The 23,289-nt window shown below is 64.2% G+C and carries 18 protein-coding genes; 4 read left to right on the top strand and 14 right to left on the bottom strand.

Annotation, left to right across the window (positions count from 1 at the left end; all coding sequences use genetic code 11):
• Positions 1-80: 80 nt before the first annotated feature.
• Positions 81-1,343 carry an ATP-binding protein gene (locus QFZ88_RS16805; RefSeq protein ID WP_024925967.1) on the bottom strand — a complete coding sequence of 421 codons (1,263 nt, stop codon included), beginning with the start codon at positions 1,341-1,343 and terminating at the stop codon, positions 81-83.
• 100 nt (positions 1,344-1,443) lie between these two features.
• Here QFZ88_RS16805 and ppk2 point away from each other — a divergent pair, with 100 nt between their 5' ends.
• Entirely contained in the window at positions 1,444-2,355 is a 912-nt protein-coding gene (gene ppk2, locus QFZ88_RS16800; protein ID WP_024925966.1) for a polyphosphate kinase 2, read from the top strand.
• Here the strand turns inward: ppk2 and QFZ88_RS16795 are convergent.
• On the bottom strand, positions 2,348-4,249 hold the full coding sequence (locus QFZ88_RS16795) for a glycosyltransferase family 2 protein (RefSeq protein WP_065998145.1): 1,902 nt from the start codon (positions 4,247-4,249) through the stop codon (positions 2,348-2,350). The two genes, ppk2 and QFZ88_RS16795, sit on opposite strands and share 8 nt — an antisense overlap.
• A 549-nt stretch (positions 4,250-4,798) precedes the next feature.
• Between QFZ88_RS16795 and QFZ88_RS16790 the strand changes: the two genes are divergently transcribed.
• A complete protein-coding gene (locus tag QFZ88_RS16790; RefSeq protein ID WP_024925964.1) occupies positions 4,799-5,647 on the top strand; it encodes a transporter substrate-binding domain-containing protein in 849 nt (282 codons plus the stop codon).
• 4 nt (positions 5,648-5,651) lie between these two features.
• Here the strand turns inward: QFZ88_RS16790 and QFZ88_RS16785 are convergent, their stop codons facing one another.
• Positions 5,652-6,065 (bottom strand): tellurite resistance TerB family protein, encoded by a 414-nt coding sequence (locus QFZ88_RS16785; protein ID WP_024925963.1) that lies wholly within the window; start codon positions 6,063-6,065, stop codon positions 5,652-5,654.
• A 156-nt stretch (positions 6,066-6,221) separates the two neighbouring features.
• Between QFZ88_RS16785 and QFZ88_RS16780 the strand changes: the two genes are divergently transcribed.
• Entirely contained in the window at positions 6,222-7,874 is a 1,653-nt protein-coding gene (locus QFZ88_RS16780; RefSeq protein ID WP_024925962.1) for a lysine--tRNA ligase, read from the top strand.
• On the opposite strand, the gene QFZ88_RS16775 is transcribed toward QFZ88_RS16780, so the two are convergent.
• The 11 genes from QFZ88_RS16775 to QFZ88_RS16725 form a co-directional block, all read right to left on the bottom strand.
• Entirely contained in the window at positions 7,837-8,826 is a 990-nt protein-coding gene (locus QFZ88_RS16775) for a thermonuclease family protein (protein ID WP_024925961.1), read from the bottom strand. The two genes, QFZ88_RS16780 and QFZ88_RS16775, sit on opposite strands and share 38 nt — an antisense overlap.
• 8 nt (positions 8,827-8,834) lie before the next feature.
• Positions 8,835-9,485, bottom strand: a complete 651-nt coding sequence (locus QFZ88_RS16770; protein ID WP_024925960.1) for a S24 family peptidase — start codon at positions 9,483-9,485, stop codon at positions 8,835-8,837.
• Positions 9,486-9,596: 111 nt separating this feature from the next.
• Positions 9,597-10,010, bottom strand: a complete 414-nt coding sequence (locus tag QFZ88_RS16765) for a type II toxin-antitoxin system VapC family toxin (protein ID WP_024925959.1) — start codon at positions 10,008-10,010, stop codon at positions 9,597-9,599.
• Positions 10,007-10,255: a type II toxin-antitoxin system VapB family antitoxin gene (locus QFZ88_RS16760; protein WP_024925958.1), complete on the bottom strand. Its 249-nt coding sequence runs from the start codon at positions 10,253-10,255 to the stop codon at positions 10,007-10,009. Before QFZ88_RS16760 ends, QFZ88_RS16765 begins: the two co-directional genes overlap by 4 nt.
• A gap of 105 nt (positions 10,256-10,360) precedes the next feature.
• Complete coding sequence (locus tag QFZ88_RS16755) at positions 10,361-10,906, bottom strand: thioesterase family protein (protein ID WP_024925957.1); 546 nt, start codon at positions 10,904-10,906, stop codon at positions 10,361-10,363.
• A gap of 231 nt (positions 10,907-11,137) precedes the next feature.
• Entirely contained in the window at positions 11,138-13,357 is a 2,220-nt protein-coding gene (locus tag QFZ88_RS16750) for a 3-hydroxyacyl-CoA dehydrogenase NAD-binding domain-containing protein (RefSeq protein WP_024925956.1), read from the bottom strand.
• 22 nt (positions 13,358-13,379) lie between these two features.
• A complete protein-coding gene (locus tag QFZ88_RS16745; RefSeq protein WP_024925955.1) occupies positions 13,380-14,588 on the bottom strand; it encodes an acetyl-CoA C-acetyltransferase in 1,209 nt (402 codons plus the stop codon).
• 45 nt (positions 14,589-14,633) lie between these two features.
• The gene (locus QFZ88_RS16740; protein WP_024925954.1) at positions 14,634-15,266 is read right to left on the bottom strand and encodes a glutathione S-transferase family protein; all 633 of its coding nucleotides are present in this window, start codon (positions 15,264-15,266) and stop codon (positions 14,634-14,636) included.
• 3 nt (positions 15,267-15,269) lie between these two features.
• A complete protein-coding gene (locus QFZ88_RS16735) occupies positions 15,270-16,442 on the bottom strand; it encodes an acyl-CoA dehydrogenase family protein (protein WP_024925953.1) in 1,173 nt (390 codons plus the stop codon).
• A gap of 77 nt (positions 16,443-16,519) precedes the next feature.
• On the bottom strand, positions 16,520-18,316 hold the full coding sequence (locus QFZ88_RS16730) for an acyl-CoA dehydrogenase (protein ID WP_024925952.1): 1,797 nt from the start codon (positions 18,314-18,316) through the stop codon (positions 16,520-16,522).
• 279 nt (positions 18,317-18,595) lie between these two features.
• Complete coding sequence (locus QFZ88_RS16725) at positions 18,596-19,063, bottom strand: MerR family transcriptional regulator (RefSeq protein ID WP_024925951.1); 468 nt, start codon at positions 19,061-19,063, stop codon at positions 18,596-18,598.
• A 442-nt stretch (positions 19,064-19,505) separates the two neighbouring features.
• Between QFZ88_RS16725 and QFZ88_RS16720 the strand changes: the two genes are divergently transcribed.
• On the top strand, positions 19,506-23,219 hold the full coding sequence (locus QFZ88_RS16720; RefSeq protein WP_024925950.1) for a peptidoglycan-binding protein: 3,714 nt from the start codon (positions 19,506-19,508) through the stop codon (positions 23,217-23,219).
• Positions 23,220-23,289 lie beyond the last annotated feature (70 nt).

Raw genomic sequence — 23,289 nt, 5'->3', positions numbered from 1 at the left:
CAAGTGACTGCTGATACGCCAGCCATGTGACAGGAAGACGAAACGCTTTTCCCAGACATAATATGCGTTTCCGCCGAAATCTAGTTTGCTGGCAAATGGACCGTGAAGGCCGCTCCTTTGCCGATCTCGGAGCGGATCGAGATGCGCGCGTGATGGCGGGTCAGGATGTGCTTGACGATGGAAAGACCAAGGCCGGTTCCCTTCTGGGCGCGACTGGTTTCGACATCGACACGATAGAAGCGCTCGGTGATGCGGGGAATGTGTTCCTCGGCGATGCCAGGCCCGAAATCCCGGATGGTCACGTCGACGGTCGGCTCGGGTCCCGCCGTGCTGCGCGCTACCGTGACCAGCACCCGTCCGCCCGACTGGCCATATTTGCAGGCGTTCTCCAGGAGGTTCTCGAACACCTGGAACAGTTCGTCGCGATCGCCCGGCACATCGAGGGCGCCCTCGACGAAGTCGCGTTCGACGACCAGCCCGCCGTCCCTGGCCAGCGGCGCCAGGGAATCGATGACGCTTTCCAGCGTCTGGCGCAGATCGACGCGCGCGCCCGGCTTCAGATAGGCCTTCATCTCCAGCCGCGACAGGGACAAGAGATCGTCGATCAGGCGCGCCATGCGGCTGGTCTGGTTCTGCATGATCTGCAGAAACTGTTCGCGCGCCGCCGGGTCATTGCGGGCAGGCCCGCGCAGCGTCTCGATGAAGCCGGCGATCGAGGCCAGCGGGGTGCGCAGCTCGTGGCTGGCATTGGCGATGAAATCGGCGCGCATGCGGTCGATGCGGCGCGTCTCGCTCTGGTCCTTGAACACCAGCACGTAAAGCTCGGTGCCGTGCCCGACCGAGGACGCGCTGACCCGGTAGACGCGTTCGACCGGCAACTTCTCGACATAATCCACGGCGTCCGAGGCGACCTTGCCGGAAACGACGCTGTCGAGCAGTGCCTGCATTTCCGGCGCGCGGAATTTCAGCGGCAGCGACAGGCCGGGCGCCATGCCGCCAAAGGCTGCAAAGGCGGCCGCATTGGCATGCACGACGGTGGTGGCGCCGTCGAAGATGATGAGCGGGTCGGCGACAGCCGCGGCCAGATATTCGCCTGAAAGCCGCTGCAAGCCCTCAGCCTCCACCACCCGCGCCTTTTCGGCCACGCGCTGCGGGCGCATTGTCGGCACGAAGGCAGCGGCAAGCACAAGCACCAGGGCCAGCGGCAATGCCCAGGCGGCTCCGCCGAAATCATAAACCACCAGCACCGCGGCCAGGCCGGCCAGAAGATGCCAGCGCCCCTCCCAGAACCTTGCGACAACGCCATTCGCGGAACGGCGATCCTCACCCGTCACGTCAGCCATATGCACTCCATCCATCCGGGCGGCACGATGCCAACTTCCCGCTGGACCCCTTTAATGCGTCCCCATAGCATGAGTTTGAAAGTTGGAGAGGTTCGTATCGATGAAAAAAGACAAGGTTGCGCCGCCCGCCGGCATTCCGATCGCCGAACCGCTGGAGGTCAAGATGGGCGGCAAGGAACGGGTGTTCGACATCGACGCCCCGCAGCTGCCCGCCTGGATCGAAGACAACAAGCTGACCGCCGGCGGCTATCCTTATGACAAGAAGCTCAAAAGCGAGGAGTATGACGAGACGCTCGTCAGCCTGCAGATCGAACTGGTGAAGGCGCAGGCCTGGCTGCAGGCGAGCGGCGAACGCGTGATGGCGCTTTTCGAGGGCCGCGACGCCGCCGGCAAGGGCGGCACGATCTTCGCGCTGCACCAGTTCCTCAATCCCCGCAGCGCCCACAACGTGGCCTTGACCAAACCGACCGAAACCGAAAGGGGGCAATGGTATTTCCAACGCTATGTCGTCCATTTCCCCTCCGCCGGTTCGCTCACCTCCTTCGACCGCTCCTGGTACAACCGCGCCGGCGTCGAGCCGGTGATGGGGTTCTGCACGCCCGAGCAGCATGAGAACTTCCTCGACGAGGTGCCGCATTTCGAGAAGATGATCCACAATGAAGGCATCCACTTCTTCAAGATCTGGCTCGACATCGGACGCGAGACACAGCTCGCCCGGTTCTACGACCGCCGCCACAGCCCGCTGAAGAACTGGAAGTTCTCGCCCATCGACATCGCCGGCGTGAACAAGTGGGACGACTACACCAAGGCGCGTGACGAAATGTTCAGGCGCACCCACACCAACCACGCACCCTGGATCATCGTGCGCGCCAACGACAAGCGCCGCGCCAGGCTGGCCGTCATCCGCCGCATCCTGCGCGCACTGCCCTATGAAGGCCGCGACCTCGACGTGATCGGCAAGGAAGACGGCAAGATCATTGGCGAAGGTCCGTCCTTCGTCGGCCTCAAATAGACGCTTGCGCGGGCTGGCCGTCGGCGAACTGCCGCGCGGCCGCCCGCTCGTGATGGGTCTTTTCCCATTGATGCGGCAGCCGCCACAACTTCCAAATCGCGCGCCAGCCGGCCCACGACATCATCACCCAATAGACCGGCGTGAGCAGGACCACCTTCCAGAAATCGCTCCGTTCGCGTGGCGACGACGCCTGCCAGCCGAGCAGGAGGAAGGACAGGTAACCGCCGACGATGTTGATGATGTCGACAGTCAGCAGAAACGAACGCAACGGACTGTCAGGACTGTCCTGCAGGATGTGGAACATGCTCCAGAGAAGCGTGACCAGAAGTATGGGGTGCATCACCACCGATATCAGCATGCCGGCAAACAGCACCTGCGCCACCAGGAAGGAGGCAGGGCCTGCCTGACGCAGCAGTCCCATCGGTTCGCGCATATGCACCAGCCAGGTATGCGCCCATCCCTTGAGCCAGCGGCTGCGCTGCGGCAGCCAGACGCTGAATAATTGCGGTGCCGCCTCGTAGGTCGGGCTGGAAATCGTCTCCGCGCGATAACCGAAGCGCGCCAGCCGCAAGCCGAGATCGGCATCCTCGGTGACGTTGAACGGGTCCCAGCCGCCCACTTCGTCCAGCGCGGACCGCCGGAAATGGTTGGATGTGCCGCCGAGCGGCAGCATCACCCGCAAACCTGCAAGCCAGGGCAGAAGGCCGCGAAACAGGCCCGCATATTCGAAGCCGAACATCAGGGCGATCGGGCCGGAACCCTTGTTCGAGATTTCCAGCGGAGCCTGGACGACGGCGAGATCCAGCCCGCCCGCGCGGAACCGCTGCCAGGCTTCGGCGAGCTGCATTGGGTGTGGCTGGTCCTCGGCATCGTAGAGCGCGACATACTCACCCGCGCACAACGGCAGAGCATAGGCCAGAGCCTTGGGTTTCGTGCGCGGCTCGACCGGCGGCACCTCGACCACTTCGACATGGGCAGGCAGGCCATGCCGGCGGATCGCGGCCAGTGTCGCGACATCGTCGGCTTCGCAGACCAGCTTGATTTCGAGGCGCGATCGCGGCCATTCGAGGCGATCCATGGCAGCCAGCAGATCGGGCACCATTTCCGCCTCGTCATAAAGCGCCACAAGGACCGAAAAGATTGGGGCGTCCTCGCCGGGACGTGGGATATCCGAACGGCCCGGGGCCGGTTTCCTGAAGGCGGCCATCGCAGTCACCCGCAGCAAAACGCAGCCGAAGAAGAAGATCGTCGCCAGGATATGCAGGACAAGCAGGAGAAGTTCGTAAGCCAGGATGAGAGCAACCGGCACCGCGATCGAGACGCCACCGAAAACCACGCCCTGCCAGCCGGTCAAAACCGTGCGGGCGGACATGTCCGGGAAACGGTCGGACAGGCCAGCGACCGCGGTCCTGGTCAGGATGGGCCGGACCCTTTCTAGAACAGCAGCCCGCAAAAGCCGGGGATCGGCGAGTTTCAGGCGGGCAGCGGAGGTGGGCCGCAAGGAAAGCCAGTTGCGCATGGCTTCGAGCCGTAGGTGCCGGGGCGTGATCAGGAGGGAGACGGCACCGTCGGGCTCGATCAGCCTGATCGCCGCGCGGGCATCGTCGCGTCGCAACAGCGCCAGGGCCTGTTCGTCGTTGAGGACGAGCCGCTGCGTGGCAATGTCGGTCGCCACCTTGATGCCGAGTTCCGCGGCGATCGCCTGCACGATGATGCCCGCTTCAAAGAAGCCGGCAGCAAGTAGCGCGGAGGCGAAATCGCCGCCTTCCTCTTGGCGGGCGCGGATGGCGATCCTGATGGCGAGATCGGTCGGCATCCGCAATCTGGACAACACGCCGCCCCATTCGGCGAGTTCGGGAAAGAAGGCCTCGGCGAGATGAATATCGCGATCCATCGCGACATCCGTTTGCCCAAACATCCCGTCAGGGAACGGCGCCGCAGCGCCGCCCTCGAAATCGATCGACCGCATGTTCCCCCCAAGCTCCCCAGCTTGCTGTTCGATCAACGCGAACAGAATTATTTGCTTTGTTCACCCCTATGCAGATTGTGCCGATGGCAGCCGCGCGCTTTGCTGTGCGCGACTGCATCGCTGTCGTGAAATAAAATCGAAAGTGCCTGACGGGCGCGCCATCGCGTCGACCAAAGGACGCTGGTTTCTTCCTTCCTGGAAGAAAAGCCGACTACGATACATGGGGCACACCACAAGACGCACCGAACCGAGGCACAACCCGATCATATTAGACTATACTGATGGTTGCAATTGTGTGCTTGCGGACGGTATTCGAGTCTTGATGAGCGGAGCTGACGAGCGCGATCTTTTCCGCCTGGCGGCCCAATGACGTGCCGGCGCGCACTCAAATGAGCGTATTCCTCGCGGAAAAGGATTGTCGTTGCCTCGGTTTCATATGAAAAGCGGACAAGCATTGTTGCCGGGAGTTCCGACGTGACGTTTCGCTGGCTGATCGCAGCACTGGCGCTAGTAACGGCAACGCTGCCCGTCGCCGGCACCGTTCGCGCCGCCGAACCGCAGCCGCCGATGTTGTGGGATGGCAATGAACGCCTGCCGAAACCGGATCTGTCGCAGTTGCCGCGCCTGCGCTTCCTGACGACCACGGATTTTCCGCCGTTCAACTTCCTCGACACCGCCGGCCGGCTTTCCGGTTTCCATGTCGATCTCGCCCGTGCCATCTGCGCCGAGCTTGCGGTCGCCGACAAATGCCAGATCCAGGCCCTGCCCTGGGCGGAACTGGACGCGGCCCTTCGCAAGGGCGATGGCGAAGCGATCATGGCCGGTATCGCGGTGACCAAGGAGACGCGCAGCCAATATGCGTTCTCGCGTTCCTACCTGCAGTTTCCGGCGCGCTTCATCATGCCCAAGGCGCAGACCGTCACCGAGCCGCTCTATGAAAAACTGAAGGGCAAGCGTGTCGGGGTGGTGACGGGCTCGGCGCATGAACGCATGCTGCGCGAAGATTTCGGCATGGTGACGATCGCCCCCTTCCCGACCCAGGAAGCGTTGCTCACCGATCTCAAGGCCGGCAAGGTCGATGCCGCCTTCGGCGACGGCATGCGCCTCGGCTTCTGGCTGGCAGGATCGGAGGCTGCCGATTGCTGCCGCTTCGCCGGCGGGCCTTATCTGGCGCCTGAATATCTGGGCACGGGGCTGGCCATCGCGGTCAAGCCGGAAGACCAGGCGCTTGCCACAGCGCTCGACTACGCCCTGCAGCAGATCGCGCTCAAAGGCACCTTCGCAGAACTCTACCTGCGCTATTTCCCGGTCAGCTTCTACTAGACGATCAGGTCAGCATCCGATGCCGCGCCTTGGCGGAACGCTCGATGGCGGCAACCGTCAGCGTGTCGAGGTCGAGCGCGCGGCGGATCAATTGCAACACACGGACCTCTTCCAGCCGCATTTCCAGATCGACCGCCGCAACCTCGAAGGCGGCGGCATAGGCGGTGTCGTGCAGCCTTTCCGGCAGCGCCACCGCGGCCTTGGCCAGAACACCGTCCAAGCCGTCCTTTTCGTGCAACAGGCGCTGGCAATGTTGGGCGATCGAGATCAGGCGGCTCTGGTTGAAGTCCTCGAACACCGGCCACGATCCGGTGACGTCGCCAATCCGTGCCAGCTCGACGTCGGTCATGTCGCGGTCGGAAGCCGAGGTGATCACCATCAGATGGATCAGCGCTTCGTGCGGGGTCAGGCCGGGCATGGTTTCTCCGTTCGGGTTGGTGGGTCGGTCCTCCCAAGCTAGGAACGCCACCCGCCCGCAACAAGGAAAAATGCCCGAAATCGTTGACGCTCCGGTGCAGCGCGCCTAGAGCATGCCGTCCGGCAGCGTGGCCGGGCTTGTTTCAAGGCAGACGAAATGGCCATATCCAACTCGATCGATCTCAATCCCGAACTCCTCGCGGCGGCCGCCGAAAGCAAAGCCTGGCCGTTCGAGGAAGCGAAAAAGATCGTCGAGCGTTATAAAGGCCGCGACTTCCCCGAGACAGTGCTGTTCGAGACGGGCTACGGCCCGTCGGGCCTGCCGCATATCGGCACGTTCGGCGAGGTGGCCCGCACCACCATGGTGCGGCACGCCTTCCACGTGCTGACGCAAGGCAAGGTCAAGACCAAGCTGCTGTGCTTCTCCGACGACATGGACGGCATGCGCAAGATCCCGGACAACGTGCCGGACCGCGCAGCCCTCGAGCCCTACCTGCACATGCCGTTGACGGTCGTGCCGAACCCCTTCGGCGGCGATTACGAAAGCTTCGGCCATCACAACAACGCGATGCTGCGCCGCTTCCTCGACACGTTCGGCTTCGACTACGAGTTCGCCAGCGCGACGGACTACTACAAGTCCGGCCGCTTCGACGAAGTGCTGCTGCGCGCGGCGGAGAAATACGACGCCATCATGAAGGTGATGCTGCCGACGCTCGGCGAAGAACGCCAGGCGACCTACAGCCCGTTCCTGCCGATCTCGCCCACCAGCGGCCGCGTGCTCTACGTGCCGATGAAGCATGTCGACGCCAAGGCCGGCACCATCACCTTCAACGACGAGGACGGTACGGAAACGACGCTGCCGATCACCGGCGGCAAGGTGAAGCTGCAGTGGAAGCCGGATTTCGGCATGCGCTGGGCGGCACTCGGCGTCGATTTCGAGATGTTCGGCAAGGACCACCAGACCAACGCCGTCATCTACGACAAGATCTGCAACATCCTCGGCGGCCGCGCGCCCGAGCACTTCGTGTACGAGCTCTTCCTGGACGAGAACGGCCAGAAGATCTCGAAGTCGAAGGGCAACGGGCTGACCATCGACGAATGGCTGACCTATGCGCCGACCGAGAGCCTCGGGCTCTATATGTACCAGCGCCCGCGCCAGGCCAAGAAGCTCTATTTCGACGTCATCCCGAAGGCGGTGGACGAGTACTATTCCTTCCTCGCCGCCTATCCGCGCCAGGAGTGGAAGGAGCGGCTGGGCAACCCGGTCTGGCATATGCATGACGGCAACCCGCCTGTCGTCGACATGCCGGTCTCCTTCGCACTGCTGCTCAACCTGGTCAGCGCCTCGAACGCGCAGAACAAGGATGTGCTGTGGGGTTTCATCTCGCGCCATGCGCCGGGTGTGACGGCCGCCACCCATCCCGAGCTCGACCGGCTGACCGGCTACGCGATCCGCTATTTCGACGACTTCGTCAAACCGACCAAGGTCTACCGCGCGCCGGACGAGGTGGAACAGGATGCGCTGGCCAAGCTGTCGGATACGCTCGGCGCCTTGCCGGCTGGCGCCAATGGCGAGGCGATCCAGAACGCGACCCTCAATGTGGCGCGCCACATCGAGCGCTACCAGGATCATGCCAAGCAGAGCCCGGAAGGCGGGCCGGGCGTGTCGGTCGCCTTCTTCCAGATGATCTACCAGGTGCTGATCGGCCAGGAGCGCGGCCCACGCTTCGGTTCCTTCGCCGAACTCTACGGCATCGCCGAGACGCGCGACCTCATTGCGCGGGCGCTGGCGGGAAAGCTCGCAGCGTAGGATCGCCGCCGGGCACCTGCCCGGCAGGAGGACGAACATCCGGTGCCGTCGGATCGGCGACACCGGTTTCGTCCAGGATCGTGTCCGGTACCGTCGCCGGCGCTGAAACCGGCGCCGGCGACGGCGGCAACCCGCCGAGATCCGGTGCCTTGCCGAAAATGCCCTTCTTCTCGGTTCGCGCCTTGTTGCCGGCTTCCGCATAGCGACCACTGGCGCTGGCGCGTGCCCAGCCGTTCGAAACCAGCCACCGGCCGATATCAACCTTGCCGACGCGGCAATCGGCCGAGATCAGGTCGCGCCCGCCTTCCGGCGGTACGGTGCAGGTCACCGCGCGATGCCCGAGGAACGCCCGGAAGGCCGAGCGCGCGCGCAAGCCGCACGGCCAGGACTTTCCGGCCTCGTCGGTGCAGGTCTCGTCCTCGGCGACGATGTCGATGCCCGACACCGCCACCGAATAGCCTTTCGCGTCGATGCGCCCGGCCGCCGGCGCAACCGGCTGATAGAGCGGCGTGCCTTTCCATTCGTCCGGCATTTTGGGCTTGGGTGGCAGCGCGAGCGAGAGCTTGCTCAGCGGCGCGCGCGGCTCGATCCGCTGCAGCGCCCCGGTATCGCTCGGCGGCGGCGCCGTCATCGGATCGATGGAACGCGACGGAGGCGATGTTTCCGGCTGTCCCGACTGTTGCGAAGGTGGTGTAGCCGCGGCTTCGCCGGGTTGCTGCCCACTCCCTTCCTTGACGGCGGCCGCGGGCTGCTGATTTGTCTCGGCAACGGGTTCGCCGGTTTCTGCACTACCATCGCCCGTCGGCGCGTCGCCCAACGCATCGAGCGACGGAATGTCTTCCGATGAAATCGCGATCTTCGTGCCATGGTCGGCGATACGCCCGCCTGCGACGATAGCTGCCGCGGCTGCGCCCAGAAAAAGCACGGCGGCGGTGGCGTGGATCAGCCTCACGCCGGCGCCTACTGGCTTGCCCAGACGATCCGCGCCACCCACTCGACCTCGACCATGGCAATGTCGCGGTTGGGATGATCCGGATTGAGCGAGAGCAGCGAAATCAACGCCGCCGTCTGGCGCTCCAGAACCTTGGCCATGACCTCGCCGGAGCCGGTCTTGACAACGACGCGGTCGCCCCGGCGCACGACGGCGCCCGGTTCCACGATCAGCACGTCGCCATTGCGGTAAAGCGGCAGCATCGAATCGCCCTGGACCTTCAGGGCGTATGCCGTATCGGTCGATTGCGCCGGCAATTCGACAAGGTCCCAGCCCTGGCCGACCGGGAAACCGGCATCGTCGAAATAGCCGCCCGCGCCGGCCTGCGCGAAACCGACCAGCGGCACCGCTTTTTGCGAGGAACGCCCGGAGCCGGTCATGGCCGGCGTCCTGTTCTCGACCAGCGCCATGAACTCATTCAGCGTGGCGCCGGTGGCCTCGATGATCTTGGCCAGCGATTCGGTGGAAGGCCAGCGCGGGCGCCCGTCCGACGACTGCCGCTTCGACTTGTTGAAAGCCGTGGAATCGAGGCCCGCGCGCTTGGCGAGACCCGAGGCCGACAGCGAATAACGCTCCGCAAGGGCGTCTATCGCGGCCCATACACGATCATGCGAGAGCACGGCCGGCTCCGTTCAAACAGGAAAAAATACCTCTTTTCGACTTCTAGCTCCTGCTTGACGCCCTGTCCAGATGAAAGCCGCGATCATGCAACAACAAGTGTGAGAGGCGTATCAAAATACCCAGGGCGAGACGAGATCGAGGCCGGTATCCGCGAAATCCTTGAGATTGCGTGTCGCAAGGCGCCCGCCATTGACGCGCGCAATCGCGGCAATCATGCCATCCGGCGCCGCCATTGCGCGCCCGCGCAAAACGGCGTCGCCCATGATTTCACCATAGGCAAGGGCGGCTTCCTCGGTCAGCCCGAAAATACGTCCGGCGAAACGGCGGCGCCATTCCAACAAACCTTGTTCCAGCCGATCCGCACGTTGATCGGGCCGAATCTTGCGGATGCCGAAAGCAATCTCACCGATGACAATCGTTGGCAGGGCGATCTCGGCATCGAAGCGCGTCAACCAAGCGACAACGGCCGGGTCCGGAGCCTTTCGCAACGTTTCCGAAACCACGTTGGTATCCAGAAAGATCAAAGGTCGGGCCCTGTATGAGGCTTGCGCCCGCTCCGGATCACAGCGTCCAGATCAATGTCGGTGCCATGATCGGAAGAAAGTCGCGTATAGAATGCGGCAGCCGGCTCGCGGCCCGTCTCCCGCACTTCGTAAGCTTCCAAGGCGCGTTCGACGATATCCGCGATCGATCGCTGTTCGCGGCGAGCCAGCCGGTGGGCAAGATCGCGCGCCTTTGCGCTGCGCACGGAAAGTTGGGGTTCGGCCATGGGCGCCTCCTCTATCGTCTCAATATAGAGCAACGCGCCCAGCCATCAAGATGGCAAGAGATGGCTTGCCATCCCCCTTTTATCCCAAGGACGGGGTCAGCTGGATCACCCGCCGCTCTTCACCGCGGCGCGCAGCCCCTGGTGCGAGGCCATGAAAGCCTGTTCGGCCGCCGTCGGCGCGCGCGGCTTGATGTCGTAGCCGAGGGCGGCGGTGAGTTCCTGGATGTCGATAAAGCGGCGGCCGGCGCGGTCATAGACGCCGGCGGTCGTCTTCATCAGCGCTGCGGTCTCGCCATTGTCGAGCACGAAGCGATGCGAGCCGAGTACCTGCGTGCCTTCCCAGGTCTCGATCGAGGACACCACTTCGAAGCGGCGCCATAGCCTGATCTCGCGCACGTAGACGGTCTGCAGGCCGCCCAGCATCGGCGCCCAGCCCTTCTTGCGCGCCAGCGCGATCAGGCCGGCGCGGATGAAGATGTCGATGCGGCCGAGGTCGGCCAGCATCATGTAGCGGGCATTGTTGAGATGCACGTTGAAGTCGATATCGGTCGGCAGGCAGCGGAAACCCAGTCGGCTTTCGTCGCCCATCTTGTAGGGACCGCGCGATTTCGCCGTCAGCGCCATGCGTGCGAGACGCGGCCATACATACATGATGAAACTTCCCTTCCTTCTCCCCGTTCACGGGGAGAAGGTGGCCCGAAGGGCCGGATGAGGGGCTCCGGAATATCGCAAGGCAGGTGTCGCCCCTCACCTGCCTGTCAAGTGGGCCCTCCGCTATCGCTTCGGGCGTTCTTCACTCGAAAAGCCAAGCATTTGGCTTTTCGTCCGCTTCGTGGAGCGCTCTTCACCCCCCGTGAACGGGGAGAGGAACGATGTTTCGACTTATGCCGCCTTCTTGACCTCGCCCTTCGCGTAGGGGTCGAAGCGCTGGTAGAAGGTTTCGCCCTTGTCGGCCATGTCGAGAAGCAGCTTCGGCGCCTTGAACTGCGCGCCATACTTCTTCTGCAGGCCCTTGGCGATCTTGACGAACGCCTTGGCGCCGATGCCGTCGATGTAGGACAGCGCACCGCCAGTATAGGGCGCGAAGCCGAAGGCGAGGATCGAACCGACATCCGCTTCGCGCGGGTCGGTGACGATGCCCTCCTCCATCACGCGCGCGGCCTCCAGCGCGATCGTCACCAGAAGGCGCTGCTTGAGCTCCTCATAGTCGACCTTGTCGGGATCGAGCTGCGGATAGAGACCTTTGAGGCCCGGCCACAGCTTTTTCTTAGCCGGCTTCGGCGGGTAGTCGTAGAAGCCCTTGGCATTCTTGCGGCCGAGGCGTTCATGCTTGTCGACCAGCGTGTTGATCAGCGCGAACTGCTCCTTGTCGACGGCCTTTTCGCCGAGGTCGCGAATGGTCTGCTTCATGATCTTCTGGGCGAGGTCGATCGCCGTCTCGTCGGTCAGCGCCAGCGGGCCGACCGGCATGCCGGCCGCCTTGGCGGCGTTCTCGATCATCGCCCCCGGCACGCCTTCGATCAGCATCTGGAAGGCTTCAGCCATGTAACGCAGCACGCAACGGTTGACGTAGAAGCCGCGCGTGTCGTTGACGACGATCGGCGTCTTCTTGATCGCCCGCACATAGTCGATCGCCGTGGCGACGGCCTTGTCGCCGGTCTTCTTGCCGAGGATGATCTCGACCAGCATCATCTTGTCGACGGGCGAGAAGAAGTGGATGCCGACGAAGTTCTTCGGCCGCACCGAGTTCTTGGCCAGCGACGAGATCGGAATGGTCGAGGTGTTGGAAGCAAAGATCGCCGACGACTTCAGCGCGGCCTCGGCCTTCTCGGTCGCGCCCTTCTTGACTTCCGAATCCTCGAACACCGCCTCGACGACGAGATCGCAGCCGGCAAGGTCGGCATAATCGGCGGTCGGCGTGATCAGCGCCAGCAGCTTGTCCTTCTCTTCCGGCTTGGCGCGGCCTTTCTTGACCTGCTCGGAAATCAGCGCGTCCGAATGCGCCTTGCCCTTCTCGGCCGACGGCAGGTCGCGGTCGAGCAGAACGACCGGAATGCCGGCCTTGGCGGTGACATAGGCGATGCCGGCGCCCATGAAACCGGCGCCGAGGACGCCGATCTTCTTGAACTTCGTCTCCGGCACGCCTTCGGGACGCCGCGCGCCCTTGTTCAGCTCCTGCAGCGACACGAACAGCGAGCGGATCATTGCCGCTGCTTCCTTGCTCTGCAGGATTTCGGTGAAGTAGCGCGTCTCGATCCGGAGCGCGGTGTCGAACGGCACCAGGAGGCCTTCATAGACGCATTTCAGGATCGCCATCGCGGCAGGATAATTGCCGTAGGTCTCGCGACGCAGAATGGCGATGGCCGGCGGCCACAGATTGGCGCCTGCGACCGAATAGATCGGGCCGCCGGGCAGCTTGAAGCCCTTCTCGTCCCATGGCGCCACCGGCTTCAGGCCGTTCCTGATCATCGCCTTGGCGGTCTCGACCAGCTTGGCCGGCTCGGCGACTTCGTGGATCAGGCCCATCGCCTTGGCCTTCTGAGCGGTCAGGTTCTTGCCGGTGGTCAGCATCTCCAGCGCGCCTTGCGTGTCGGTGAGCCTCGGCACGCGCTGCGTGCCGCCGGCGCCCGGGAAGATGCCGACCTTCACTTCGGGAAGCGCCATCTTGACCTTGTCGGTGTCGGCGGCGACGCGGCCATGGCAGGCCAGCGACATTTCGAAGGCGCCACCCATGCAGGTGCCGTTGATGGCCGACACCCACGGCTTGCCGCAGGTTTCCAGCTTGCGGAACAGGCCGGTCATGAAGCCGACATTCTCGAACAGCGTCTTGGTGGCCTTTTCCTTGTCCGTCACCTTGTCCTTGGCGAAGGTGCCCAGCATCTGCTGCAGCATGGTGAGGTCGGCGCCGCCCGAGAAGCTGTCCTTGCCGGACGTGATGACCGCGCCCTTGACCGCGGCGTCCGCCACCACCTGGTCGATGATGGCGTTGAGCTCGCGCATCACCTCTTCGGTGAAGACGTTCATGGAGCGGCCCGGCATGTCCCAGGTAACGAGCGCGATGCCGTCGGCGTCGGTCTCGACCGAAAAGTTCTTGTAGGTCATTGTCTTCTCCTTCCGGTCGAAATCAGACGCGCTCGATGATCGTCGCGGTGCCCATGCCGGCGCCGATGCACAACGTCACCAGCGCGGTGTTGAGGTTGCGGCGCTCCAGCTCGTCGAGCACCGTACCGAACACCATGGCGCCGGTGGCGCCGAGCGGATGGCCCATGGCGATGGCGCCGCCATTGACGTTGATCTTGTCATGCGGAATCTCGAAGGCCTGCATGTAGCGCAGCACGACGCTGGCGAAGGCCTCGTTGAGCTCGAACAGGTCGATGTCCGAAAGCTTCATCTTGGCGCGCGCCAGCAGCTTCTCCGTCACGTCGACCGGGCCGGTCAGCATGATCGCCGGTTCCGAGCCGATATTGGCGAAGGCGCGAATGCGGGCGCGCGGCTTCAGGCCCATCGCCTTGCCGCCCTTCTTGGAGCCGAGCAGCACGGCTGCGGCGCCGTCGACGATGCCGGAAGAATTGCCGGCGTGGTGGACGTGGTTGACCTCTTCCAGCTCGGGATAACGCTGCACGGCGACCGCGTCGAAGCCGCCCATTTCGCCGGGCATGACGAAGGACGGGTTGAGCGAAGCCAGCGACTGCATGTCGGTCGAGGGCCGCATATGCTCGTCATGATCGAGGATGGTCAGGCCGTTCTGGTCCTTGATCGGCACGACGGAGTTCTTGAAGTAGCCCTTCTGCCAGGCATTCGCCGCGCGCTTCTGGCTTTCCACCGCATAGGCGTCGACGTCGTCGCGCGAGAAGCCGTGCTTGGTGGCGATCAGGTCGGCCGAGATGCCCTGCGGCACGAACCAGCCGGGGAAGCCGACCGAGGGGTCCATGAACCAGGCACCGCCCGAGGCACCCATGCCGACACGGCTCATCGATTCCACGCCGCCGGCAATCACGATGTCGTCGGCACCCTGCGCGATCTTGGCCGCGCCCAGGTTAATGGCATCAAGACCCGACGCGCAGAAACGCGACAGCTGCATGCCCGGCGCCTTGGTGTCGTAGCCCGCCTCGAAGGCGGCGGCGCGCGGGATCACCGAACCCGCCTCGCCGACAGGATCGACGCAGCCGAAGATGATGTCGTCGACCGAACCGGTGTCGAGCCCGTTGCGGTCGCGCAGCGCTTCCAGCACCTTCGCACCGAGACGCACCGCCGGCACTTCGTGCAGCGATCCGTCCTTCTTACCCTTGCCGCGCGGCGTGCGCACGGCGTCAAAGACATAAGCGTCGGCCATTTCAGTCTCCTTTGGTTCTCGGCTTTCCGCGCAAGCTCGACCTCGTCACAACCCCGACGGCATAAGCGCCTCGGGAGGCGCCCAGCCGGGAAGGTTGCGGATGCGGTCGAGCCAGCGCGCGATGGCCGGATAATCGTTCCAATTCACATCGATCTGGTCTGGCCAGAACAGGTAGCCGCAAAGCGAAATGTCGGCGACGGTCGGCCGCGGTGCCGCGACCCAGTCGCGATCGGACAGATGCGCGTCGAGGATCCTCCAGGAATCCTTGGCGCGCGCATAAATGAATTCGGCGGCTGGATCGCCCACCTTCTTGCGGAAGAACCGCATGAAGCGCTCGGAGGCAGTGTTGCCGGTCAGCTTGTGGTTGTCGAACAGAATCCAGCGCAGGATCTCGAATTCCTCGGCCTCGGTCTCATGGCCGAACCTACCGAAGCGACGTGACAGATAGATAAGGATGGCGCCGGACTGGCTGAGGATGAAATCGCCGTCGGGCCGATGATGCCTGAGCACCGGCGCCTCACCCATGACATTGACTTTGCGATAGTCGGCCGTGCGGGTCTCGCCGCCGAAAAAGGCGACGCGTTCCGGCTTCCAGTCACCGCCGCAGAGCGTAAGCAGCAAGGCGACCTTGTAGGAATTGCCGCTCTCCGCAAAACAGTGGAGGGTGAACTCGGCCATGCCTCACAGGCTCCTGGAGATCAGCATCTTCATGATCTCGTTGGTGCCGCCATAGATGCGTTGCACACGGGCATCGCGCCACATGCGCGCGATGGGATATTCGTTCATGTAGCCATAGCCGCCATGCAATTGCAGGCATTCGTCGACGACCTTGCCCTGCAGGTCGGACAGCCAGTACTTGGCCATCGACGCGGTGACGGGATCGAGGCCGCCGGCAACGTGGCGGGTAACGCAATCATTGTAGAAGACGCGGCCGATGGTGATCTCGGTTTTCAGTTCGGCCAGCTTGAACTGGGTGTTCTGGAAATCGAGGATCGCCTTGCCGAAGGCCTTGCGTTCCTTGACGTAGTCGATGGTCAGCGCCAGCGCTCGCTCGGCCATGGCAATCGCGCCGGTGCCGATCTGCAGGCGCTCCTGCGGCAATTGCTGCATGAGCTGGATGAAGCCCTGCCCCTCCTCGGAACCGAGCAGGTTGGACGTCGGCACGCGCACGTCCTCGAAGAACAGTTCCGAGGTGTCGTTGGCCTTCAGGCCGATCTTGTCGAGGTTGCGGCCGCGCTTGAAACCTTCGACCTCGTCGGTTTCGACCACGATGAGCGACGTGCCCTTGGCTCCCTTGGCGGGATCGGTCTTGGCGACGACGATGATCAGGTTGGCATGCTGGCCGTTGGTGATGAAGGTCTTGGAGCCGTTGATGCGGTAGTGGTTGCCGTCCTTCTCGGCGCGGGTTTTCACACCCTGCAGGTCCGAGCCGGCGCCGGGCTCGGTCATGGCGATGGCGCCGATCAGTTCGCCGCTCGCCATCTTCGGCAGCCACTTTTTCTTCTGCTCTTCCGAGCCGTAGTGGAGGATGTAGGGAGCGACGATCGAATTGTGCAGGGCGATGCCGAAACCGTCGACGCCGACATGGCCCATCGCCTCGATGATGGCGCTCTCATGGGCGAACGTGCCGCCCGAACCGCCATATTCCTCCGGCATGGAGGCGCAGAGCAGGCCGTTGGCGCCGGCCTTTTCCCAGGCCGAACGATCGACGATCTCGTTCTTCTCGTAGTCGTCGTAATGCGGCGCGATCTCGTCCGCCATGAAGCGGCGCGCCATGTCGTAGAGCATGGTGACATCCTCGCCGGCCCAGGCGGGCTTCGGCAGCGACAGGACGTCGGCGGGATTGGTTGCCATGGAATGCTCCCTGTTTACCGCACCATAGAGACATAGGTCATTTGTTCAATCGTGAACAGATGACCGGATGTCATTGCTCAGAACGCCTCCGCCGGCAGGGCCATCATCGTCTCCGCACCAGAGGAAAGGCGCGCCAGATGCGCCGCGGTCTCCGGCATGACGCGCTCCATGAAGTAGCGGCCCGTCACCAGCTTGTTGTCATAGAAAGATGTCGATCCGTTGGCGCCGTCGGCAAGCTTGCCCTGCGCGGTCTTGGCCATCTGGGCCCACATATAGCCGAGCGCGACCAGGCCGAAGAGATGCAGGAAGTCGGTCGAGGCGGCACCGGCATTGTCGGGGTTCTTCATGCCGTTCTGCATCAGCCACATCGTCGCCGCTTGCAGGTCGTTCAAACCCTTCTTCAGCGCCTTGGTGTACGGCGCCATCTTCTCGTCGGCGCGGTTTTCCTCGCAGAATTCGCCGACTTCCTTGAAGAAGGCCTGCACGGCACGGCCGCCATTGGCGCCGAGCTTACGGCCGACGAGGTCGAGCGCCTGGATTCCGTTGGCGCCTTCATAGATCATGGCGATGCGGGCATCGCGCACGAACTGGCTCATGCCGTGTTCTTCGATGTAGCCATGGCCGCCGAACACCTGCTGCGCCATCACGGCGTGTTCGAAGCCCTTGTCGGTGAGCACGCCCTTCACGATCGGCGTCATCAGGCTCATGTGGTCGTCGGCCGCCTGGCGGTCGCTGTCGTCGCCCGAGCGGTGCGCGACGTCGGACTTCAGCGCCGTCCACAGCGTGAAGGCGCGGCCGGCCTCGTTGAAGGCACGCATGGTCATCAAAGAACGGCGGATGTCGGGATGGACGATGATCGGGTCGGCCTTCTTCTCCGGCGCCTTGACGCCGGTGAGCGACCGGCCCTGCAGGCGGTCCTTGGCATAGGCCACCGCGTTCTGATAGGCGACCTCCGACTGCGACAGGCCCTGCAGGCCGACGCCGAGGCGCGCTTCGTTCATCATCGTGAACATTGCCCTGAGGCCGCCATTCGGCTCGCCCAGCAGGGCGCCTTCCGCCTCGTCATAGTTCATGACGCAGGTGGAATTGCCGTGGATGCCCATCTTCTCCTCGATCGAGCCGCAGGAGAGCGTGTTGCGCTCGCCCGGATTGCCGGCGGCGTCGAGCTTGAGCTTGGGCACGATGAACAGCGAAATGCCCTTCACCCCTTCCGGCGCGCCCTCGATGCGGGCCAGCACCAGATGGACGATGTTGTCCGCCATGTCGTGCTCGCCGGCCGAGATGAAGATCTTCTGGCCGGAAATCTTGTAGGTGCCGTCGCCGTTCGGCACGGCCTTGGTGCGCAGCAGGCCGAGATCGGTGCCGCAATGCGGCTCGGTCAGGTTCATCGTACCGGTCCACACACCCTCGACCATCTTCGGCACGAAGGCAGTCTTCTGCTCGTCGGTGCCGTGAGTGAGAATGGCGGCGATCGCGCCCTGGGTAAGCCCCGGATACATCAGCAGCGCCAGATTGGCCGAGACCATATATTCGGCGACGGCGGTGTGCACGGCATAGGGCAGGCCCTGGCCGCCATGCTCGACCGGCGCGGCAAGCCCCATCCAGCCGCCTTCGCAATATTGGCGATAGGCTTCCTTGAAGCCCTTGGGCGTCGTCACCGAGCCGTCGTCGTGACGGACGCAGCCTTCCATGTCGCCGACGCGATTGGTCGGCAGGATGACGTTTTCGGCGAGCCTTGCACCTTCGGCGAGGATCGCTTCCAGCACGTCGCCGGATGCATCGGAAAAGCCGGGAAGATTGGTGTACCGCTCGTAGCCCAGCACCTCGTTCAGCACGAAAAGGGTGTCACGGACGGGCGCCTGGTAGATCGGCATTGCGTCTTCCTCCACTGAAGCAACAACGGGACAGGCCCGCGCCGAGCGGCGTCCGGGCCGATAGTAAGGATCGGATAGCAAATATTGACGTTTGCGTAAACGTCAATATTTGCGCCCGGCCGCTTTTTTGGATGATTTTTCGCTGCCGTAAAGGAAGCGCGCAACGACTTTGACGATCCGCCGACCCGCTTTCGGCAACAAAAAGGCGCGCCGCCACTGGCGACGCGCCTGATCTTGTCTTGCCAATCGCAGACGACATGGCGTCCGCATTGTGCGGTTTCAGTTGGCCGCGGTCGATGTCGCCGCGGCGCGCTCGGCGATCATCTGGCGCACGGAACCCATGGCGCCGCTCAGCTCGTTGATCGCGTCATCGATCAGCGCGCGCTGCTTTTGCAGGCGCAGGATCTGCTTCTCCGACTTGTCGAGCGCCAGGCGAAGCTGCTTGGTGTTCGAGCCGGTCGGATCGTACAGATCCATCATCTGCTTGACCTCGCGCAGCGAGAAACCGACCTTGCGTCCGAGCAGGATCAGTTTCAGGCGCACACGGTCGCGATGCGTATAAAGACGCGTCGCGCCGTCGCGATGCGGGTTCAAGAGCCCCTTGTCTTCATAGAAGCGCAGCGTGCGCAAGGTGACGCCATACTGCTTGGCCATCTCGCCGATGCGAACCAGCTCGTCGTCCGCCTCGCTCGGTGCGGCCTGGGTGTTGCCGGCGATCCCGCCGACGGTGGTGAGTTGAACAGTCATCGATATTCCCCGATGGGACGCGCGGCCCTAAAGCCCGGTGTCGCCTGTGGCGGAAGCGCCGGGGGGCTTTGCTTCCAGAACGCGGTTGCGAAAAAAATTCGCAAGAGACGCATCCGCGCGCCCCTTACGTTTACGTAAGGGATATAGCGATATCGCTTTGGAAATGCAAGTAGGCCCGCCAGAACGGCGCCGGCACGGCGACGGGCGCAAGCTTTTCTCAACGAATCCTGAAGCTTCTTAAGCTTGGTTAACGGCTTGTTTACCACGTTGGGGGAAAGGTGCGGCTGTCGGTCATCCGTGTTTATCCAGTCTCGCTTTGCTCACGGTCTCCGAAGCACGGGCAAAAATCCGGAAGTTCGCCTTCCGCCGCCCCGCGGCTTCGGGTCCCGACTGGGTTAGGGAGCAGTTGGCCAAGGCCAGCCAAATTCGGAACGGGCGTTCGATGAACAGCAAGCGGTCCTATCTCGACACGTTGAACGCCGGCCGGCAACGCCGGCGCCATGCGACGTTGGAAGAACTCAACCGCTCGATGGAAGCGTTGGAGCAGCGGCTCGACCACAATCGCGAAGAGCCCGCCGCCTCCCGCTATGACGAGCCGCGCTACGGCCGCAACCAGCCCTACGGCCAGCCTTACGAATCGCCCCGCGCCAGCCAGCGCCCTTACAGCGAGCCCGCCTATGCGCAGCGGCCGTATGAAGGATCGCGCGGTTATCAGCGCCCCTATGAAGAGCCCCGTCCCTACCGGCAGCGCCCCGCGCAGAGCTTCGACCAGCCTTACCAGTCGATCGCGCGCGACCTCGAACGCATGCGCGGCCAGGAAGACGGTATCGCCCAGGTCGGCAAGATCGCCGGAGAACTGCGCGGCCTGCGCGAGGAATTGCGCCAGCAGATGACCGCCGGGCTGCAGCGCGAATTCCAGTCGTTGCGCAAGGATATCGAACGCGTCTACCAACAGGCCCCGCGCGGCGGCGACAACGCCGAGCTCGGCTTCGAATTCGAACGCCTGTCGGGAGCCATCCGCACGCTGGCCGAAAAGAGCGACGACAAGAGCGTCAACATGCTGCGGCTCGAACTCGAGCAGGTCAGGGGCGCGCTGGACACGCTGGCGCGCGAGGACAGCGTGCAGGCGGTCGACCGGCGCTGGCAGGAATTCGACCGTCGCTGGTCGGCCTTCGAAAACCGGTATGACGACAACGACCGCAAGCGCGGCGACGGCGCCGACGCGCTGGCCGAACGCCTCGAGCAGATCAACGCCGCCGTCAACAAGCTGCCGGAATCGCTGTCGTTGCGCTCGCTCGAAGAGAAGGTGCGTGCTCTGGCCGGCGCCGTCGACCATTTCGCCAGCCAGCAAGGCCGCCGTGGCGGCGACATCTATGGCATGATCGACGAACGCCTGGACGAAATCTCGCGGGCGATCGTCGCCTCCACGGTGGCCGCGCAGTCCAATGCCTTCGACCCGGCGCCGTTCGAACGCATCGAGCAGCGCATCGCCGCGCTCGCGCGGCAGATCGACGAGGTCGCCGACGAACGCCCGCGCGGCGAAGTGCTCGATCACCTCTTCCAGGGTCTCGAACAGCGCTTCGAGACGCTTTCCGGCATCATCGAGCGCCGGCAGGACGACGCGATGCAGCAGGGCAACATGCTGTTCCGCGACATGGAGCGGCGACTGGACGACGTCGCCGACCGGCTGGAGCGCCGGCCGCAGCAAGCCGCTCCGGACAATTCCGGCATCATGGAAGCGATCGACGCCCGCTTCAACGCGCTGGCGCAGCGGCTTGAAAGCCGCGCCACCGAGAGCGCCGGCAAGGAGGCGATCCGCAGCCTCGAAGATCGGCTCGACGATATTTCGAGCCGGCTGGAATTGTCGTCTTCGCAGGTTTCCGGCATCGACCCCGACCTGATCCGCAGCCTGGAGGCGCAGGTCTCCGGCCTGTCCACGCATCTGTCGCGCCCGGGCGCTCCGCTGCCCGAATTCGACGACCTCGGACCGCGCCTCGAAAAGATCGAGGAATCGCTGACCGCCAACCGCGACACCATTCTCGAAACCGCCAGACAGGCGGCCGAAAACGCGGTGCGGGCGCTTGGGCCCACCAATGGCGACACGGTAGCCGTCTCCGGCCTGGCGCAGGACCTGAAGACGCTGGAGGGGCTCACCCGCCGCTCCGACGAGCGCAACATCAAGACCTTCGAGGCGATCCACGACACGCTGCTGAAGATCGTCGACCGCCTGGGCTCGCTGGAGACCGGCGATGCCGTCCTGCCGGCCCCGGTCGCCAAGATCGCGGTGCAGGATGCGCCGGCCCTCGACATGGACGAGCCGCTGCCCTTGTCGGTCGAACCGACGATGCGCGACACCACGCGCACCCCGGCACAGGCGGCCGTCGAAGCCGCTCGGGCCGCTTTGGGCTCCGAAGCCATCGCCCCCGATTCCGAAATCGCCGGCCAGGGCAGGTCGATGTTCGGCGGCCTCGCCCGCGCCTTCAAGATGCGCCGCGAGAACGACGAGCAGCAGCCGATGGCGGCCGCGCCGACGGTCGAGGTGCCGAGCGTCGATCTCGACGAGCCGCTCGAGCCGAAGCTGGTCAACCGGCCGCTCGAACCGGGTTCGGGTGCGCCCGACCTCAGCGCGATCATGAAGCGGGTGCGCGACGAACGCGGCCAGCCGGCCAGACAAGCCCCCGCCGACGCCTCGAAGGCCGATTTCATTGCCGCCGCGCGCCGTGCAGCACAGGCAGCGGCCGCCGAGGCCGAGACACTCAAGCATCAATCGTCGGCGACCGGCTCGGGCAAATCGTTCCGCCTCGGCAATCTGCTCAAGGCGCGGCGCAAGCCGATCCTGATGGCCGCCGCCGCGATCATGCTGGCCCTGGCCGGGCTGCAGCTCGGCAAGGCCTTCCTGTCCGATCCCAAGGAAGTCGCGGTCAACGACACGCCACTGCCCGCCATCGAACGCCAGGTCGAAACCGCATCGGCGGTTCCGACCCTTGCGACGCCGACGAACGAAATCGCCGCCAAGCCAATGCCGGACGATGCATCGGTTCGCGTCATCGCCAAGCAGGAATTCGGGCAACCGAAGGCGGCCGACGATGTCGCGATGCTGCAGGGAGCGGCATCAAACCCCGCGACGCCCGAGCCGGCCGCCAGATCCGTCGAAGCGCAGCCCGCGACGCCGGCGCTGATCGCGGCCCCGGTCACCTTGCCGACGGTCGATGTGCCCGGCATGTCCAGTCCAGGCGTCTCCGACACGGACAAGACCGGCGCCCTGCCTCCGGTGGGCGACACAACCGCTCCGGTCACTGCGGCGATCGACGTTCCGCAGAATATCGGCCCGACCGCCTTGCGTGACGCAGCGGTCGGCGGCGATGCCAAGGCCCTGTTCGAAGTCGGCTCGCGTTACGCGGAAGCGCGCGGCGTCAAGGAAGACATGGTGGCCGCCGCCAAATGGTATGGCGAGGCGGCCGAGCGCGGCTTCGCGCCCGCCGAATACCGCATCGGCAATTTCTACGAAAAGGGCATCGGTGTAACCCGCGACATCGCCAAGTCGAAGGAATGGTACCGGCGCGCCGCCGAGAAGGGCAATGCCAGCGCCATGCACAATCTGGCGGTTCTGTTCGCGATGGGCGCCGACGGCGCCGCCGACAACGAGGCGGCGACCCGCTGGTTCCAACAGGCTGCGGATCTCGGCGTCAAGGACAGCCAGTTCAATCTCGGCATCCTCGCCGCCAAGGGCGTCGGCATGCCGCAGAATCTGGAAGAGTCCTACAAATGGTTCGGGCTGGTGGCCAAGACCGGCGACAAGGACGCCACCGCCAAGCGCGACGAGATCGCCAAGGCGCTGCGCCCCGAACAGCTCGAACGCGCCCGTCAGACCGTCGAACTGTGGAAGCCGAAGGCGCTGGATGCCGAGGCCAACAACACCGACATGCCGAGCGCATGGCAGGACGCGCCAACGACCATGGCAAGCCTCGACATGAAGAAGGCGGTGCAGAACATCCAGCGCATCCTGTCGAAGAACGGCTATGATTCCGGCGGTACCGACGGTGTCATGGGCGACAGGACCAAGAAGGCGATCATGGCTTTCCAGACCGACAACGGCCTGCCGGCGACGGGATCGGTCGACGAGAAGCTGGTCAAGGCGCTGCTGGCGCGCAAATAGCACGGCGGGTGTCGCCGGCGCGACGCCCTTGCCATCAAATTGCCTGCCAACTGATTGAAGTGGTTTTTGT

Origin of the sequence: Mesorhizobium sp. YL-MeA3-2017 (assembly GCF_030814575.1) — a bacterium.
In the GTDB taxonomy this organism is placed as follows: domain Bacteria; phylum Pseudomonadota; class Alphaproteobacteria; order Rhizobiales; family Rhizobiaceae; genus Mesorhizobium; species Mesorhizobium terrae.
This window is presented reverse-complemented; position numbering and strand designations above follow the sequence as displayed.

Excerpts from the sequence above, each read along its gene's own strand:
- QFZ88_RS16805 (WP_024925967.1), bottom strand. The coding sequence starts at position 1,343 with ATGGCTGACGTGACGGGTGAGGATCGCCGTTCCGCGAATGGCGTTGTC.
- QFZ88_RS16760 (WP_024925958.1), bottom strand. The coding sequence starts at position 10,255 with ATGGCCGAACCCCAACTTTCCGTGCGCAGCGCAAAGGCGCGCGATCTT.
- QFZ88_RS16755 (WP_024925957.1), bottom strand. The coding sequence starts at position 10,906 with ATGTATGTATGGCCGCGTCTCGCACGCATGGCGCTGACGGCGAAATCG.
- QFZ88_RS16780 (WP_024925962.1), top strand. The coding sequence starts at position 6,222 with ATGGCCATATCCAACTCGATCGATCTCAATCCCGAACTCCTCGCGGCG.
- QFZ88_RS16745 (WP_024925955.1), bottom strand. The coding sequence starts at position 14,588 with ATGGCCGACGCTTATGTCTTTGACGCCGTGCGCACGCCGCGCGGCAAG.
- QFZ88_RS16795 (WP_065998145.1), bottom strand. The coding sequence starts at position 4,249 with ATGGATCGCGATATTCATCTCGCCGAGGCCTTCTTTCCCGAACTCGCC.
- QFZ88_RS16735 (WP_024925953.1), bottom strand. The coding sequence starts at position 16,442 with ATGGCAACCAATCCCGCCGACGTCCTGTCGCTGCCGAAGCCCGCCTGG.
- QFZ88_RS16785 (WP_024925963.1), bottom strand. The coding sequence starts at position 6,065 with ATGCCCGGCCTGACCCCGCACGAAGCGCTGATCCATCTGATGGTGATC.
- ppk2 (WP_024925966.1), top strand. The coding sequence starts at position 1,444 with ATGAAAAAAGACAAGGTTGCGCCGCCCGCCGGCATTCCGATCGCCGAA.
- QFZ88_RS16725 (WP_024925951.1), bottom strand. The coding sequence starts at position 19,063 with ATGACTGTTCAACTCACCACCGTCGGCGGGATCGCCGGCAACACCCAG.
- QFZ88_RS16740 (WP_024925954.1), bottom strand. The coding sequence starts at position 15,266 with ATGGCCGAGTTCACCCTCCACTGTTTTGCGGAGAGCGGCAATTCCTAC.
- QFZ88_RS16720 (WP_024925950.1), top strand. The coding sequence starts at position 19,506 with ATGAACAGCAAGCGGTCCTATCTCGACACGTTGAACGCCGGCCGGCAA.
- QFZ88_RS16730 (WP_024925952.1), bottom strand. The coding sequence starts at position 18,316 with ATGCCGATCTACCAGGCGCCCGTCCGTGACACCCTTTTCGTGCTGAAC.
- QFZ88_RS16750 (WP_024925956.1), bottom strand. The coding sequence starts at position 13,357 with ATGACCTACAAGAACTTTTCGGTCGAGACCGACGCCGACGGCATCGCG.